Annotated in this window: 14 protein-coding genes and 1 rRNA gene; 6 read left to right on the forward strand and 9 right to left on the reverse strand. The window is 35.1% G+C overall.

What is annotated here, in order from left to right:
- Both DS745_RS07820 and DS745_RS07825 read right to left on the reverse strand, forming a co-directional pair.
- Positions 1-118: ribosomal RNA gene (locus tag DS745_RS07820) — 16S ribosomal RNA — on the reverse strand; the annotation flags it as partial.
- Between the two features lie 300 nt (positions 119-418).
- Positions 419-985, reverse strand: coding sequence for an LOG family protein (locus tag DS745_RS07825; protein ID WP_129077721.1), 567 nt, complete (start codon positions 983-985; stop codon positions 419-421).
- 209 nt (positions 986-1,194) lie between these two features.
- Between DS745_RS07825 and DS745_RS24540 the strand changes: the two genes are divergently transcribed.
- Positions 1,195-1,341, forward strand: coding sequence for a hypothetical protein (locus tag DS745_RS24540; RefSeq protein ID WP_161568210.1), 147 nt, complete (start codon positions 1,195-1,197; stop codon positions 1,339-1,341).
- 34 nt (positions 1,342-1,375) lie between these two features.
- Here DS745_RS24540 and DS745_RS07830 read toward each other — a convergent pair whose 3' ends face one another.
- The 5 genes from DS745_RS07830 to DS745_RS07850 all read right to left on the reverse strand — a co-directional run bounded on the left by DS745_RS07830 (position 1,376) and on the right by DS745_RS07850 (position 5,880).
- Complete coding sequence (locus DS745_RS07830; RefSeq protein ID WP_129077829.1) at positions 1,376-1,501, reverse strand: DUF4023 domain-containing protein; 126 nt, start codon at positions 1,499-1,501, stop codon at positions 1,376-1,378.
- Positions 1,502-1,571: 70 nt separating this feature from the next.
- Positions 1,572-2,519 (reverse strand): DMT family transporter, encoded by a 948-nt coding sequence (locus tag DS745_RS07835; protein WP_129077722.1) that lies wholly within the window; start codon positions 2,517-2,519, stop codon positions 1,572-1,574.
- A gap of 101 nt (positions 2,520-2,620) precedes the next feature.
- Positions 2,621-4,624 carry a multidrug ABC transporter permease gene (locus DS745_RS07840; protein ID WP_129077723.1) on the reverse strand — a complete coding sequence of 668 codons (2,004 nt, stop codon included), beginning with the start codon at positions 4,622-4,624 and terminating at the stop codon, positions 2,621-2,623.
- The gene (locus tag DS745_RS07845; RefSeq protein ID WP_129077724.1) at positions 4,599-5,498 is read right to left on the reverse strand and encodes an ABC transporter ATP-binding protein; all 900 of its coding nucleotides are present in this window, start codon (positions 5,496-5,498) and stop codon (positions 4,599-4,601) included. The genes DS745_RS07840 and DS745_RS07845 overlap by 26 nt, the downstream gene beginning before the upstream one ends.
- Complete coding sequence (locus DS745_RS07850; protein WP_129077725.1) at positions 5,482-5,880, reverse strand: GntR family transcriptional regulator; 399 nt, start codon at positions 5,878-5,880, stop codon at positions 5,482-5,484. The genes DS745_RS07845 and DS745_RS07850 overlap by 17 nt, the downstream gene beginning before the upstream one ends.
- A gap of 212 nt (positions 5,881-6,092) precedes the next feature.
- Here DS745_RS07850 and DS745_RS07855 point away from each other — a divergent pair, with 212 nt between their 5' ends.
- Complete coding sequence (locus DS745_RS07855; RefSeq protein WP_129077726.1) at positions 6,093-6,515, forward strand: ferritin-like domain-containing protein; 423 nt, start codon at positions 6,093-6,095, stop codon at positions 6,513-6,515.
- A gap of 61 nt (positions 6,516-6,576) precedes the next feature.
- Here DS745_RS07855 and abc-f read toward each other — a convergent pair whose 3' ends face one another.
- Together abc-f and DS745_RS07865 are read right to left on the reverse strand one after the other, a co-directional pair.
- Positions 6,577-8,280, reverse strand: a complete 1,704-nt coding sequence (gene abc-f / locus DS745_RS07860; protein ID WP_129077727.1) for a ribosomal protection-like ABC-F family protein — start codon at positions 8,278-8,280, stop codon at positions 6,577-6,579.
- A gap of 514 nt (positions 8,281-8,794) precedes the next feature.
- Positions 8,795-9,259: a hypothetical protein gene (locus DS745_RS07865; protein ID WP_129077728.1), complete on the reverse strand. Its 465-nt coding sequence runs from the start codon at positions 9,257-9,259 to the stop codon at positions 8,795-8,797.
- Positions 9,260-9,623: 364 nt separating this feature from the next.
- Here DS745_RS07865 and DS745_RS07870 point away from each other — a divergent pair, with 364 nt between their 5' ends.
- The 4 genes from DS745_RS07870 to DS745_RS07885 all read left to right on the forward strand — a co-directional run bounded on the left by DS745_RS07870 (position 9,624) and on the right by DS745_RS07885 (position 13,398).
- Positions 9,624-10,445, forward strand: coding sequence for an alpha/beta hydrolase family protein (locus DS745_RS07870; RefSeq protein ID WP_129077729.1), 822 nt, complete (start codon positions 9,624-9,626; stop codon positions 10,443-10,445).
- A gap of 62 nt (positions 10,446-10,507) precedes the next feature.
- Positions 10,508-11,338 (forward strand): hypothetical protein, encoded by an 831-nt coding sequence (locus tag DS745_RS07875; RefSeq protein ID WP_129077730.1) that lies wholly within the window; start codon positions 10,508-10,510, stop codon positions 11,336-11,338.
- 277 nt (positions 11,339-11,615) lie between these two features.
- Positions 11,616-12,608: an ABC transporter ATP-binding protein gene (locus tag DS745_RS07880; RefSeq protein WP_129077731.1), complete on the forward strand. Its 993-nt coding sequence runs from the start codon at positions 11,616-11,618 to the stop codon at positions 12,606-12,608.
- Position 12,609: 1 nt separating this feature from the next.
- On the forward strand, positions 12,610-13,398 hold the full coding sequence (locus DS745_RS07885; RefSeq protein ID WP_129077732.1) for an ABC transporter permease: 789 nt from the start codon (positions 12,610-12,612) through the stop codon (positions 13,396-13,398).
- Positions 13,399-13,426 lie beyond the last annotated feature (28 nt).

A 13,426-nucleotide genomic window follows, 5' to 3' on the forward strand; every position in this document is an offset into this window, starting at 1 on the left:
TGTTACTCACCCGTCCGCCGCTAAGAATGAAAAGCAAGCTTTTCATTCTCCGCTCGACTTGCATGTATTAGGCACGCCGCCAGCGTTCGTCCTGAGCCAGGATCAAACTCTCCATAAAAGTGTTTGACAAAAGCTCAAAAATAATAATTCATTGACGAGATATTTACTATCTCTTTAATTCGCTTGGCTGTGTGTTCAGTTTTCAAAGAACAATGTTTGTTTTGTCGTTTCTCAGCGACAAGAATTTAATTATATCACGATAACTTATCGCTTGCAACAACTTTTTTAAAAAAATTTCGTGCAATCAATTTGTTATTGGCAACAGAAACTATAATACCATCTTAAAAAGATAAAAGCAAGTATTTCTTACGCAGTAATTTCACAGTATCACCGATGTTTATACATAAGCGGGAAACTCTCATTCCCACTTATGTATGTATGCTGGTTTATAACTTTTTAACTTACCAATTAGCACGGACGGATCTTCTTCCATTATTATAAGCTTCCTATATTCTTCTTTAACAAAGCCTTGTTCAATCATATGATCAAATAAGCTCAGTAATGGCGTATAGTAGTTACTTACATTTAAAAGGCTACAAGGTTTTTGATGGTAACCTATTTGCGCCCAAGTCAGAACCTCAAAAAATTCCTCTAAAGTTCCAGACCCACCTGGCAGTGTAATAAAGCCGTCAGCCAATTCTGCCATCATCGCTTTACGTTCATGCATCGTCTCTACAATATGAAGCTCAGTTAGGTTGCCATGGGCAATTTCCACTCTCATTAATTTTTTCGGTATAACACCAATTGCCCTACCTCCATGTTCTATAACCGAATCTGCCACAGCACCCATGCATCCCACTTGAGCACCTCCATAGACAAGTTGAATACCTTCTTCAGCTAATTTCTTCCCTAATTCTCTGGCAGCATCTAAATATGAAGGATCATTCCCATCACTCGAACCACAAAACACTGCAATACTTTTCAAATCAACCACTCCTTTACGTAATCTTTTCCATTTTAATATATCATGAATTTGATAATTCATTAGTATCGCCATTAGGATACTAAATGTAGTTGCGCTAAAACATTCGCAACTACATTTAGTTTAATATGGCTTCATTAAAGTAATTATGAAATTCATATAAATAATTTTTAGCAAATCTAAACATACTAAACTAAAAAGTGGTGATCTATATGTTTAATTACGGGGTAAAACGTTTATTAATTAGTAGTACAATTCTTTCTGCAAGTCTAAGTTTGATTATTATAGTGATGACCATCATTCACCATTCCAAAATGCAGGAATCAATGAATGATATTCAGAGAAATGGTTTCATCTAAGTAAAAAAGATCGCCTATTGGCGATCTTTTTTACTTAGTGTTGTTTATTAGGAAGCTTTTTTTCCGGATGACCTTTACCTTGTCGCTTTTTATTTCTCTCTGCTTTTTCTTTATTTTCATGTAATTTCTCTACGAACTCATGAGTACTTTCGTTGTTCATCAAACGTGACTCCTCCTTGTGTTTAGTTTCTTCTCAGTTACTTTAACCACAGGGAATTAAAAAATGCACATCAACTTGCTGACTTTTTTTGGATTGAGGTAACCTCAAGCTTCTTTCGATTTACAATTATTATTCCAGAAGTAACAAATAATAGGCCAAGTATAATAAAGATGTGGATCACTTCTCCTAATAAAAATGAAGAAGAAATTACTCCGAAAACAGGTATTAAAAACAAATACATAGAAACTTGACCAACATAGTTATACTTCATTACATTATTCCAAATAACAAATCCCACAGATGATAATAAAGACAAATATAGTAAAAGTCCAAATGCATAGAGAGTAAATGTGAATGGCATAAATCCAACGAATAAACTACCAACCAGTACTAAACCAATACCTCCAAACAACATTTGATACGCTGTCAAATACATTACATTCATTTTTGCAGAGCCGTTCCGAGCAAGGATATTTCCATAAGCACAGGAGATCATTGCAACAGTCAAACAAAGCTCACCAATTCCAAATTGAAATTCAAATGTTCCTCTAGTTATGTTGACGAGAATGACACCCGTAAATCCTACAAAGAGTCCCAATGTTTTACGCATCGAAATCTTATCGTTTTCGTACATGAAGTGTGCGAAAATAATTTGAAAAAAGGATATCGTCCCAGCGATAATCGCACCCTGTATTCCAGTACTGTAACTTAAACCAATGTAAAACAATATGTATTGAAAGAATGTTTGAAAGAAACCAATCGTTAACAAGGGTTTAAACGTAGCTTTCTGATAACGAATGTTCCTTTTAAAGGTAATCATAAATAATAGAATGAATAATGCCGCTAGAAAAAAACGATAGCCTGCAAATAGAATTTGTTGAGCAATTTCACCTTGCTGAATCTGCAGTGCATCATAGCTCAGCTTTATCGCTGGAAACGCACTTCCCCATAAAGCCGTACAAACAACAGCTGCTATGATTACCCCATATTTATTTTTATAAAATTGTTCCGCTGTCAAGATTTCAGATCCTTCCTACTCTTTAATTCATTTTTAACTGAAGTAATAATAGCATACTTGACTGAAAAAAGACGCTAGATTTTTTTCTAGCGTCCCAAATGTTAGTTTAACTTGTCTTTTATAAAAAACGGTGCATCTTTCAAAGAAATCGTTTCAAAGATTGGTGAAGTATAATCTTTTGTAGAATAGTAGGCTATAACATATTCACCACGGTCATCCCAGTTAGAAACTTGTAAGCAAACTTCGATTTCTTCATTATTATCAATTTTTATTGCATCCGGTCTTTTTTCAAAGTCTCTCATTTCTTCCTCGTAGCGCATGTACTCATGGAGATATTCTTTGTCTTTTTTTATGATAACTGCATAAGCAATATCCTCTGCAGTTAATCGAGCCTTGCTAACCAAATCTCTTTCGGCCAACCATGCTTCAATTAACTCATGGTGTTTATTCCAAGATGTAGTAGCTCGTTGATTGTCTTTCATTAGATATTCAACAGTTGCCCAATAACCACTTTTTGAAGTAATTTCGTCAATCGTTTCTTCTCTAAGCTCAGCTTGGAATGTTTCATGAAAACTGATAATATCGTCACGATCTGTAATTGTAAGTTGATTATTCCCCCGAGTTGAGATAATTGAGATTTTGTCAATCTTGGTTGCATCCTCAATTCGTAGTAATCCGTGAACGTTCCTTTTATGCTCCTGAGATTCAACTAGCGAACTATACAATTCATTCGGTTCTAAGTAGAAATTTTCAGGAACGCGATAATGTCTAACAATTTTCTTTCCACTCGTTAACTCATAACCAATAACGACTTGACGGTAATAACCTGACAATTGACCAAACCTACTAGAATTTTTGATAATATCTTTATGAATTTCGCGAATGTTCTCGATATTGGTTTGATCTTTATAATAATAGCGTGGACCGTACTCTCTCTCTAAATCCGTATAATAAAAATGATTTTCATCCATCAAATATATGCTTTCTCCAAAATACACACGTTCGATATTATCAATAGTTGGGAGGCGATTTTCATACCCAGTGATATCAAACTTGATTAGTAACGCTAGAACTACCATTACTGCTACGAAAATACCATAGCCTTTCCACTTCGTAAGAACACGCCAAGATTTCTCCAATATCATTAGAGCAATAAAATAACCAATAATTGAGGCGGCTACATAACCAAAGATTTGCCATCCAAGTGTTCCTTGCGTTTCGCCAAAATACATTCCGCCTAAAAGCATCGCACAAGCTGTAACGCCGTATAAAAACACTGGTTGTAATGATCGAAAAGCAATAGCCTGTGTCGCAGTCTCAACTTTTCGTTTTTGATATGCAATATATCCAATTGCAAGTGCAATAACGGTTATCAGTAGGAAGAAAACCACTTCATTTGTCGTTAGACCCTGACGCACTAGATTCGAAGCTCTAATAAATGGGATTAGTTTTTCTACTTGTTTATCTAGGTAATAATCGACAGCAAAACCATGTAATAAGTATTTCACATTCATGAAGAATAGAATCGTTATTCCAGCAGGAAAAATAAATAAAATATAAGTTAAAACACCATGAAAAACAGATATTCCTGTGAACATCCCTACAAATACTGCCACTGCAAATACAAAGACAATAAGTAATAGTGTTGTTCCAATCCATTCGGTTATAGCTGAAACAGTTAGTATCGTTGGCGCGTCTACAAAACCGCTTATCACAAATAAACTTAAGCCCGTAATAATAACAGGTACTGCTAATACAATCGTACCAAATAATACATTCTGGAAAAATAATGCTCCACGTTTGATCGGAAGGCTATGAATGTAATCAGCAGAAAGTTTCACATGCATATAACGGAATAAGAAAATAGCAAGTAAAATTGGTACTGTAAACATTAGTAAATATTGAAAGCCATCCATAAAGCTGAATAGACTTCCTGATGTAAATGCATAGTGTTGCCTATACTCTCTATAACTGCTTGATATCATTAGAATTTGTAATGGGACCGCGAACCACAAGCATAAAAGATAGAGGATGCCGATCCAGCCAACATTCTTTAAATTCTGTATATATATACCACGATTAAACAATAACGTTTTCAATTGCATAGCCAACATCCCTCATTTCATAAATGAAAATTTCCTCTAATGTAAGTGGCAAGATGTCAAATAAGACTGGTTTGTTATTATGAACCTGGGAGGAGATTTCATCTTCTTTCCCTCTAACGATATACATCCGTACACTTCCCCGTTCTTCCTTATATAACACTTCAATACCTTGTAAAAACGTAGTCGGAACTTCGCCTTTAAATGCTACTTGGATCTTATGGACATCAGACTTTAAATCATCTAAGTCTTTTTGGATCATGATTTCGCCGTAATGGAGAATTCCGATGTGGTCACACAAATCCTCAACTTCCCTAAGGTTATGAGAGGAAATCAAGATGGTTAGTTCTCGTTCTGCCACATCTTGGACTAGCAGGTTTTTTACTTTCTGCCTCATGACTGCATCTAATCCATCAAATGGTTCATCTAAAATAAGTAGTTCTGGCATCGTTGATAAAGATAGCCAAAATGCCACTTGGCGTTGCATCCCTTTTGACATACGGTGGATTTTTTTATTTACTTGAATCGGGAAAACACTAGCTAATTCTTGAAAGCGCTCCTCGTTCCATTGCGGATAAACACTCTGATAGAAGTTTGCCATTTGCCTTACTGTTGATTGTGGAAAAAAGTACAGAGAGTCTGTTAAAACAATCGTTTTACTTTTCAAGTCAGTATTTTCAAAGATTACTTCACCATTTACGAATACATCCCCACTATCTTGTTTGTAAATGCCACCGATCATTTTTAGAAGTGTCGTTTTTCCAGCACCGTTTGAACCAAGCAACCCGTAAATTGAACCTTTATCGACTGTTAAACTTAAGCTTTTAACAGCTTCCATTCCATCAAACAATTTTTTGACGTTACGAACCTGAATCATTACTTTCCCCTCCTTTCACACTTTGTTCAGCTTCAGTAATAATTGATAAGATTTCTTCTTTTTCTATCCCTAAATATAAAGCTTCAGAAATAAGCTTAATTAAGTCTTTTTTCATCTTCTTCACCTTTTCATTATTTGTTGCATGCGCTTGGGGCGAGACAAATTTCCCTTTGCCCGGGACCGAATAAATATAACCTTGGTGCTCTAATTCACGATAGGCCTTTTGAATTGTATTTGGATTAATCGTTAGATCAGCTGCCAATGCCCTCACTGATGGAAGTTGCTCATCTTTTTGAAAGACTTCATGGATAATGAGCTCTTTCAATTTCTCTACTAACTGTTCATAAATGGGAACTCTACTACGTAAGTCTAATTGGAACATCGTTGTCCTCCTTTCGTACCTTTGTGTCTTAATGTTGTAAGCTTATAACCCTACGTGTCATGTGTATTATGTGTATTACTATTAATAGTACAGTTTTATTATAACTCGTTTGGAAAATTTGGCAAGTGTTTTATGAAAAATAATTGTAAAAAGCAAAGTTGGTTATGATAAGAGCGTTTAACGGGACAAAATATAATAAAGGTGGTGAAACTATGTCTAACACAGTAGTTAACGAGCTAAATGAGTTTCTGAAAGGTCAATACATGGGAATCCATTCGTATGAACATTACATTCAAAAACTACAAGATGAACAAATTAAAGAAGAGTTTCAAAAAATTCAGGAGGGGCATAAACTCCATGCGATGAGAGTTGCAAGCCGGATCCAGGACCTCGGTGGAAAACCAGTGGATGATGAAGGATTGGTAGGGTCGATCCAAGGTTTCTTTAGTCAGTTAAACCTTCCTGATACGACCAACGGTTTAATTCAATGCGCACTAAAAGGAGAAGCTATGGGGATTGAAGCATCCGAAAAAATTGTCAGGGGCGATTTAGATCCTGATAGTCGCAAAATAATTGAAGAAATTTTAGACCATGACCGGCAGCATATTTTTCGCTTAAACCAATTGCTTCATTAAATTTTATTCAGAGCAAGCATTGAATCAAAGAGCCGCTTGAAAACCAAGCGGCCAAAATATGTTACAAACGTCTTTTTCTTTCAAGCAAGCATTGAAACCGTTCCTCAAGGTGTAGGTATTCCTTTTCTCCTGGGTTGTATTTACTTAGTTCGCCAAGCACATACGCAATTTCGTTTTCAATCATCATTTTTTGCTCCGCATCGTGATGATCTTTTTGCTTATTCATCAATCTAGTTAATCCATATTCTACTTTTCGGATTGCCCCATCTTTAAAGAGCAAGAGACGATCACAAGTCCTTTCGAGTAAATATCGGTCATGAGTTATTAACAATAGCGTCCGGTTATATTGTGATAGGGCTTCTTCTAGCTGTTCACGTGCATGAAGATCTAGGTGATTGGTTGGTTCATCTAAGATTAGTAAGTCATAATTACCCAGCAATAACCTAGCAATCTTCACTTTCGTTCGTTCCCCTAGACTGAGAAAGCCTATTTTCTTTCTTACTAATTTGTCATCTAAACCTAAATTCGCCAACATTGTTCGAATTGCACCTTCTTCTGTTCGATTATTTATCTCGAATAGATCTAAAACAGGGCAGTCTTCATTTAAATCAAAGACATCTTGACTAAGATAACCAATTTTGACAGAAGGGGTTAGATACAATAAACCTTCCAATGATAGTTCACCTAACACTCCTTTTATGAAAGTCGATTTCCCTGTCCCATTATTTCCAAACAAGCCAATTCGTTCACCTCTTTGGATGGTAAAAGAACTATCTTTAAAAAGAGTTCGTTTACCAAAGCTCTTTTGTAAGTCCTTAACCTCTAAGATTATTTTGCCCTTCTTTTCACTTTCTTGAAAGAGAAAGTGGATAGTTTCCTCTGCTTTAGGTTTCTTGACACCTTTAACATCAATTTTTTCAAGTCGCTTAATCCTAGATTTAATCTGCTGATCTTTCTTCTTTGCCTTTACTCGAAAGTACTCTTTGGCTCCTATTTTGGTTCCTGACTTCAATCCTTTTGTTGTCGATTCCCGGTGAGCTTTATCAGACCAGTTTTTTAATTGTTTTATTTGGCTGTTAATACGTTCTTTCGTTTTTTGTTGTTCTTCGTATGCATGCATCTGACTTGCGTATCTTCGCTGCTTTTCATCTCGATAAAAACTATAATTCCCTTTATATTCTTGTATTTCGCCATCTTCAATTTCTAAAATTTTGGTTACAGTTTGATCTAGAAAATAACGATCATGAGATATAATCATGATTGTTCCAGGATAACTATCAATTTTTTCAATCAGCCATTGTGTTCCTTCATAATCCATGTGGTTAGTTGGTTCATCTAAGATTAAAAATGTAGAAAACTCTGACCACACATTGGCTAACGCTAGTTTTGTCTTTTCTCCACCACTTAAACTGTCTAGTCGTTCAATCTCCCACTCATTTACCTTTTTAACACCTAACATGCTACTTGTTTCAAGGAAATCCTGCAGCTCTATCTGCCTTTGGAGCAATTCGTTAAATGTTACTGAAGAGTAGTTGACCGATTGCTCCTGGTAACCGATCTTCACGTCTTTTTGGTACCAAGTGATGTTCCCGCCATCTGGATTTAGCGAGCCATTAAGTAAATTTACCAACGTAGATTTCCCAGAACCATTTTTACCAACAAGACCAATTCTTTCGCCTACTCCTATATCAAACGTTATATTTTTCAAGATCATTTGATCCATATATTCTTTGCTAACTTTTTTACAACTGACTAATACTGTCATACGATCACCTCTATTAATCTAATCCTGTCAAAAAATGACTCATATCTTAAATTACAACGCACAAAAAAGCCGTTTATGAACACGAACATCCATTAACGACCTTTTCCCAGATATGGATAAGGGTAACCAAAATAAACGCATCGCGTTTACTCTGTTAGGCGTTAAATTCTGTTCTTAGCTATTGCACGAGGGTAACTTAAAGAAGACACTAACCTGATAGTTTTCAGGTCGCGTTACAAAACACTCTGCAATTTCATGTTTTCGCTAAGAACTTATTTACGCATCGGCTTACTCCTTATAACTTTTAGATTAATTTACAACAAAATTATAGCAGTTGAGAAAATAGTTTACAATACTTTTTCAAATTTTTGTCATTTGTCAAAATAAGAATTGGTCAAGCATATAAATACATACCCTTTAAAGAGGTGATAAACATGCTTAGGATTATCTTAATGCTTTACATACTTAGAAAGTTAAAAGTAGTAAAGCAAAAGTTCGTGTTTTTTATCAATATTTAACGTAAAAAGATGATCTTCCGAACGCCAAAACCGACCAACAGTCCAGGAATTAAGAATAACATTGGTAAAAATACTGGCCCTATAAGTACGCCAAAAAAAGTTATTCTGGCTGAGTAAATGAGACCAATCGTTACAAAAAAAGCACCAAAAGCATATGGTAAATAAAGATAAGGACTAATGTTTGTGTTTGAATCACGGAACGCATCCCATAATGAATACATATAAAGGCATGGGTAAAACATTAACCACTGATAGTTAGTGATAGCTATTGCACTCTGAATATTCCCATTAAAAGAGGCAACAATTGCTAAATTAAAATTACTCATTACATTTACGACGAATTCTAAAAAAATAAAAATAGCGCCTTTAAATAACTTCTTATTTACAAATTGGCCAAAACCGGGGAGAGCAATGCTCCAAAATAATGCCTCATACTTGTATTTAGTTTTCGTTTCCTCCATAAAAACTCCCCTTTATTCACTTTCTATAGTAGGAGTATAAATTGCACAAGCATTATTCATTGGGAGTTTTCCATTTCCCTCTATTATTACCCACTTGAAACCCATAAATAATCCCCTGCTTTCCTACATTTATTTTCTGTTAAATTCAAAATGTTCATGACAACTATTTAAAGGAAAAGCACTACCCATGGGTAATGCAATAACTACATCAATAATTGACCTTAGATTTAGCGATACTTTACTCTCTAGCTGTACGAGTCGATACCCTTAGTATCCTTAATTGGTAAAATAATAAACCTATATGTAAAATAATAATTACAATTTTTTACTTTGATAATTGATGAAAAAAAAAAGGAGTATTCAAATGATATTTAAAATAACATACATAGCTGAAGACTTACAGGTTAAGGCGTATTTAGGATTCCCAAATAATATAAATATCACATCCGCTAATTTAAAGGATTTTATTCCTAACATTGATGTAGATGCAGAGGTAGTATCCTCAATCATACCTAAGGTTTATGAAGTAGAAAATATACAACTTCCAGCTTTCATTTACTGTCGCGGAGGTATCGGTCACTTTGGTCGTGTCAAACCTAGCTGGGTGGAGGCATTTGCAAACCAGGGATATGTCGTTCTTGCCCCTTGCTATCGTGGTCATGAGGGCGGTGAAGGTAGAGACGAGTTTGGGGGGGCTGATGAAGAAGACGTACATGCCGCATTTCGCTTGTTACAGTCATTACCGTTTGTTCAATCGGAAAAGATTTCAATTATGGGGTTTTCACGCGGTTCAATAAATGCCACAAAGACAGCGATCAAATTCCCAACCACTCATAAGTTAATTCTCTGGGGCGGTGTTTCCAGTCTTATTCAAACCTATGAGGAACGTGTGGACTTACGCAGAATGCTAAAACGAGTGATTGGTAATCCAAACAAGGTTCCAGAAGCTTATTACAAGCGGTCTCCAATCAAACAGGTGCATAATATCACTTGCCCTGTACTAATCATGCATGGATCGGTTGATCATCAAGTAGATGTAAGTCATGGAGTAAACTTATATAGAGAGCTTAAATCACAGTCGAAGAAGACAACTCTCCACCTATTTGAAAATTACGGACACCATTTACCGCTCACTTTCCACCAGGATGCAATTGAGAATATGTTCGAATGGATTAAAAATGACTAATAAGTTTTATGATAAAAACGAATAATACTTCTTAGAAATCTTTTTAAGAGGGATTGTTGCTCGTGCGAAAAAAAACATTAAAAGGGTTACCTTTTATTTTTTTATTGGTCATTCATATTAGCTTACTTACTTATACTTTTTACAAAAAGGAAAACCGTAAAAAAGTCCTTATCATGCTTTTAAATAATATCGGCTTTGCCTATTTTTTCGAGTATATTATTTTCACTATTTTCAACTCATACAGTTATCAACCACGGATAGTAAAGAATAAAAGCTTTGATAATACAATAGGGGCAATCATGTCACAAGCTGTTTTCGTCCCTATGACAGCTGTTTTCATAACTAGCTTTCAATTAGGATGGAAGGTAAAAATGATTTTTTCTCTTTATTTTTTCTTAATTGAGAGACTGTTTATTAAATTATCTATCTTTAAGACAAACTGGTGGCGTTCCTTGTACACAGCAACACTTATTCCCATTTACTTCGCAATCTGCACCTTTTGGCAGAAAAAATTAAATCGTCAAGAACCCGTTGTTTTATTTACAACACTAGTTAACAGTCTCATTGTCATAAACGCAAATATTATTTATCTGTTAGCTTTTTTTCGAAAAATAAAGTTTGGCAAAGGACATGTTCGTTCGTGGAATGAACATTTTGTCATCTCTCCTCTTTACACATTTTGCATTTCTCTTTTAACAGTGATAGCTGTGAGGAAGAATTCTTTTAAAACACAGCTAATGGGTGTATTAGGTATTCATTATCTGCTTGGCAAACTAAATATTATTAAAACTTCATTTCCATTTGTTCTCTGGACTACAAGTCAAATATTAATGTTTTATATTGGAGTGTTCTTTAAGAAAATCGCCTATGAGATTGGCAACTCAAAAAAATAGTATTTACAAAATAATTAGTAATGGTTATAATTTCCTAAACAACCATATTTTAAATGAAAAGGAGCTGAACGAAATGAGAAAATTTACTTACTTATCCAAATTAAATACATTACAATTCGTTCAGTTTACGTAGGAATAAAATTCTTCCTTTAATTTATTCATGCCACAGACGAGCGTATTGTCTGTGGCATTTTTATTAAGTATCTTTTATGTGCCATAGGTATTTTTCCTATGGTATTTTTTTTGGGAAAATTTAATGGTGAGAGGAAAATAAAAAATGATCCATGTAAAAGCTTTATCAAAAAATTATCAAATTGTTCAGCGTGACCCCGGATTAAAAGGAGCAATGAAAGCGTTGCTAAAGCGAAAATATATGACAAAGCATGCCGTCAAGAACGTTAATTTCGAAATACAACAGGGTGAAATGGTGGGCTACATTGGAGCAAACGGGGCAGGAAAATCAACAACCATAAAAATGTTATGTGGGATTTTAACACCTACTAGCGGTGAAATAACAGTGAGTGGTATTGTTCCTTACAAAAATAGACATAACAACGCCAAAAATATTGGAGCTGTTTTTGGGCAACGGACTCAATTGTTTTGGGATATTCCAGTACGAGAATCTTATGATCTACTTCGTCATATTTACGAGGTACCTGAACAACAATACAAAGAAACTTTAGCATTGTTTACTGAAGTACTAAATCTAGAGCCATTGCTCCCAATTCCAGTACGACAACTTTCATTAGGTCAAAAGATGCGTTGCGAACTAGCTGCTGCCTTTCTTCACCGCCCAAAAGTAGTCTATTTAGATGAACCTACGATTGGATTGGATGTAGCTGTAAAAGTGAAAATCCGTCAGTTTATTAAACAAATGAACAAAATGTGGGGAACAACCGTTATTTTAACTACACATGACATGCAAGATATTGAAGAGATTTGTACTCGAATTATTATCATTAATGAAGGTACGATTATTTATGATGGGAATATACAATCAATTCAAGATCAATTTGGACATAAGAGACTCATTCATTTTGACTTAGAAAAAGATGAAAATATGAAACTCCCAGAGAAGTTACTAGGTTTTGCTGAGATTCTTAGTCATGATCCTGAACACAGAAAAGTAACTTTATCAATTACAAGTAAAGAAATGTCCACTGCTTCAATAATTGCAACAATGATGAATGACTACGAAATTCGCGATCTAACGATTGCCGACCCGAAGATTGAAACACTTGTTGAAGAAATTTTTAATCGGGGGCTATAACATGCGTAAATATGTAGAATTTATGAAAGTGATGATGAAGGTAGAGACCGCTTATGCCGCATGGTATTGGGCGGGAACCTTTGCTACTATCGTACAGCTATTAATCTTGTATTATTTTTGGCATGCAGTCTATGAAAATCGTACAACAATTGCAGATATGCCCCTTGAAATGATGCTTACTTATATGGTAATTGCCATGCTTATGTCTGAGTATGTATCAGGCGTTGGAAATCAACTTGCCGAGGACATTCGCGAGGGAAATATTGCTATTGAGCTTATGCGACCCTATCACTTGCTTAATAAACTTGTAGCCATGGACTTGGGATTTAAGTTATCAAGCTCGATTCGAAGTGCTCTTCCTATGTTTATCCTGGCGATATTTTTCATTGGTATTTATTTACCTACTACTCTAGAAAATTGGATTTTATTTATTATTAGTGCAATCCTCGGAGTTTTACTAGGTGCTCAAATTGATTTAATCGTTGGGGTAATAGCTTTTTGGACGATTAATATCTGGGGCTTACGTGTTTTTAAGGAAGCAATCATTCGTTTTTTTTCTGGTGCATTAGTTCCAATTTCTTTATTTCCGCTTTGGTTTCAAACATTAAGTCAATACTTGCCGTTCCAATCAATGGTTTTCGTTCCAGTCTCTATTTACACGGGCACAATTACAGGAATAGATGCCTATATTGCAATCACTATACAGCTAGGTTGGCTTATTGCCATCTTTACGATCGTGCGAATTATTTGGGCAGTTGCTGTTAGAAAGGTGACAATTTTTGGCGGCTAGACTATTTTAAAGAGGAAGTGATCTTTTG

This window comes from Anaerobacillus alkaliphilus, assembly GCF_004116265.1.
GTDB classification, from domain to species: domain Bacteria; phylum Bacillota; class Bacilli; order Bacillales; family Anaerobacillaceae; genus Anaerobacillus; species Anaerobacillus alkaliphilus.